Annotated in this window: 5 protein-coding genes; 3 read left to right on the top strand and 2 right to left on the bottom strand. The window is 58.8% G+C overall.

What is annotated here, in order from left to right:
* Positions 1 to 328 precede the first annotated feature (328 nt).
* Positions 329 to 595: a hypothetical protein gene (locus tag EOA27_RS31405; protein WP_127258101.1), complete on the bottom strand. Its 267-nt coding sequence runs from the start codon at positions 593 to 595 to the stop codon at positions 329 to 331.
* 31 nt (positions 596 to 626) lie between these two features.
* Complete coding sequence (locus tag EOA27_RS31400; RefSeq protein WP_127258098.1) at positions 627 to 812, bottom strand: hypothetical protein; 186 nt, start codon at positions 810 to 812, stop codon at positions 627 to 629.
* Between the two features lie 264 nt (positions 813 to 1,076).
* On the opposite strand from EOA27_RS31400, the gene EOA27_RS42510 reads away from it, so the two are divergent.
* From EOA27_RS42510 to EOA27_RS43030, 3 genes are all read left to right on the top strand, one after another.
* Entirely contained in the window at positions 1,077 to 1,427 is a 351-nt protein-coding gene (locus tag EOA27_RS42510; RefSeq protein ID WP_245491212.1) for a hypothetical protein, read from the top strand.
* Complete coding sequence (locus EOA27_RS31390; RefSeq protein ID WP_127258095.1) at positions 1,402 to 1,734, top strand: hypothetical protein; 333 nt, start codon at positions 1,402 to 1,404, stop codon at positions 1,732 to 1,734. Before EOA27_RS42510 ends, EOA27_RS31390 begins: the two co-directional genes overlap by 26 nt.
* Before the next feature lie 541 nt (positions 1,735 to 2,275).
* Positions 2,276 to 2,401: a hypothetical protein gene (locus EOA27_RS43030; protein WP_281059496.1), complete on the top strand. Its 126-nt coding sequence runs from the start codon at positions 2,276 to 2,278 to the stop codon at positions 2,399 to 2,401.
* The last annotated feature ends 179 nt before the right edge of the window (positions 2,402 to 2,580 follow it).

Genomic DNA, 2,580 nt, shown 5'->3' with positions numbered 1-2,580 from the left:
CCAATAACCGTCTTGCGTCCGCATGACTTGCTCCATGACATTTTAAGGCCGCAAACGCCCATCATCGGGGGCGGCGAGCCAAGTTGATGCTTTTTGGAGTTGTGTTAGGCAGCCGTGCTGCTCGTTTTCTACGACGTAAGGGCTCCACCCATCGTCGGTTATTTTCGCGGTCTGGTTCGATCTGGACCGGCGCCGGTTCTTCTCAAGGCACGCGGCAAGCGTAGCCGAGCTATTTGGACAGTCAAGGGGAGTTCGTTGCCTGCCCGCGAAGGCGTGGACTATGGCAAAGCCCTACGCTGATCGCGAGTCCCGTGCAGAGGCATTACGGCTAGTCGGAGCGCCGCCGTACCGCGTCCCGGCTGACCGTGATACCCAGATCCCGGCCGGCGACGGTGACGGTGTGGTCGTCGACCCGCGTGACCTCGCCGATAAGCTCGATTTTCTGCCCACTGCTTATATTGGGCGTTCTGTCCACGATAGAGTGCGGCTGATGATAACTCGGGATCAGCACGCTCACTCGGTCCTCGGTGACGCGCTTCCGTACTGTCGCGGTGATCACGACTTCGTCGCCGACTTTGATAGAGCCCTTCGCCATGCCAATGACTCTGGCGCTGCAACCGGCTTCGTCAAGCGGTTGCTAATGGAACATCGGCCTGAATGTCAGGTTGATTGATCAGTTGGCGCGCCAGGCTGCTATCCAGGCGCGTCGCGTCGGGTGGGGTGCCTTTTCCGCGTTCCAAGGCCCACACGCCGATAAAGAGCCCGACTGGCACCCATGGCAGGCGGGCTCTTTCAAGATTGCTCTTAACCATGCCGAGCGCTCGACGGGAACAACGTCCATTAACATTTGTTATGGCGGCATGCAGAGACCAATAGCCGTAACAGACCCTATTCCCGTAAGCATTCAGCTTGCGGCCATCCGCCTCCAGGTTGCGATCGACAGACGCCGGATCCAACAGGAGCGGTCGGCTCCAAAGGATGCCCCGCCTAACCTACCGCCTATCAGCGGAACCTAATGTTTGCCTCCCGCTTATGCGGAGATGAGCACGCGCGGCGCCAATTTCCTCGAGCGTTGGATGGCAGAGCATCTGCCCAAAGTGCTGACGGATGACCCTGCCGCGATAAGCGATCTGACTGACCAAGCGATGGAAGCTGCGGACCAAGAGGGCATCGAGGTCAGCGAGATATATGAGGAAGTCGGCAGCGTGTTTGAGGTGATCGCTGCGGCGATGCAGCACCGCGACGGCAGTTTGCCGGACAATGATCTCACCGAATTCGACCTCCTTGCCGGCCGACTTTCACGAGAGGCGAATCTCACGGACGCACAGGCTCGCGATCTGATTGAGCGCTTCGGCACGGATTGGGAGAAACTCCTGAATGAAGCTCATTTCCTGAAAGAGCTTGAAGGTCGGCTTAGGCAGGAATAAATCCCTCATCGGTGCGGCGACCCTTTCAGTCACGAGGATCGCCATGGGTAAGGAATATCCGTTCTCAGAAGGCACGCTCGGCGGCAAGCTTGCGGCCGGCACTGGCCTATCCGTCTACTGCCTCACATGCACACGCCGCGCGGTGCTCGACGTGGCTGAACTGGTCAAACGGTTCGGCCCGGATCAGCCGTGCCTTCATTGGGATTTGCTCAAAATCATCTATTGCCACGAATGCCGCGGCACCGGCCGCGACGATCGGAACCTGCAGTTCACCAACCACGCGCTGACGCCAGACAAGAGGCGTTAGAAAAGGCGAGGCCTCTTTCCGTTCACCGCACGTTCAAATCATCAGCAATTGCTAATGGATTTTGTTCACGGCCAACTGGATTAGGCCAGTTCCTAGCCAAAAGAGGTAAGATGGCGCGACGCCGAAGGGCCAGGACGCCGGAGCAGCGGAATGGCTGGACGCCTTGCCCTTAGGCCCAAGGGCCTCCTCCGTCGCCGCTGGTACATCCGCAGTCGGCAACGGAGGTCGGAAGCGGCCCGGCACGCTGACGGGGTAGGCCAGTGAGCGCCGGGCCTAACCGGGGGGACTTCGGCTCGCGCAAATATACGCCGCTGCCCAAATAGAAGGCACATATCCATAAGGACGATGAGGGAGTAGTCTCAGCCCGTCTCATCTCGGGACCAAATTGCTGGCATCAATTTTGCAACAGCCGAATTGCTGGCAAGGGGATACTCTTCACATGCGATTGTCTACTCAGCCTGGGCGAAAGCCAGGATCACCGAAATGCATATACTCGGCGCCACTCCAGATCGACGATGTTCAGATCAATGAAAACGGCGATGTGACCGTCTCGATTATTGCTGACGACATCTACTCGAAGCAATCGAAACAGCGCTATCAGATCACACTGACCGAAGCCGAAATCAGCATTCTCTTCCGTCGCGCCGAACGGCGCTTGCGAGCCTGATGCTTGCCGATAAGCCCGCCGCATGCACGATCCGCAGGGGCGTGCTCGACCGCAACACACAGCGGCCCGACAGTTCCACGCGTTGGGGTGCGTTGGGTTGAACCGCCGGGCCAAGCCGACTCGGGGTGGCGTAGAGGGAGTCGGCCGATGCAGAGGTTACATTAGCAAGGCTGCATGAA

The sequence above is a fragment of the Mesorhizobium sp. M2A.F.Ca.ET.037.01.1.1 genome (assembly GCF_003998075.1).
Classification (GTDB): Bacteria; Pseudomonadota; Alphaproteobacteria; order Rhizobiales; family Rhizobiaceae; genus Mesorhizobium.
The sequence above is the reverse complement of the archived record's forward strand: the minus strand, read 5'-3'. Positions and strand labels throughout refer to the sequence as shown.

Bases quoted from the DNA above. Each gene is read 5' to 3' on its own strand.
- EOA27_RS42510 (WP_245491212.1), top strand. From the start codon at position 1,077: ATGGCAGAGCATCTGCCCAAAGTGCTGACGGATGACCCTGCCGCGATA.
- EOA27_RS31400 (WP_127258098.1), bottom strand. From the start codon at position 812: ATGGTTAAGAGCAATCTTGAAAGAGCCCGCCTGCCATGGGTGCCAGTC.
- EOA27_RS31405 (WP_127258101.1), bottom strand. From the start codon at position 595: ATGGCGAAGGGCTCTATCAAAGTCGGCGACGAAGTCGTGATCACCGCG.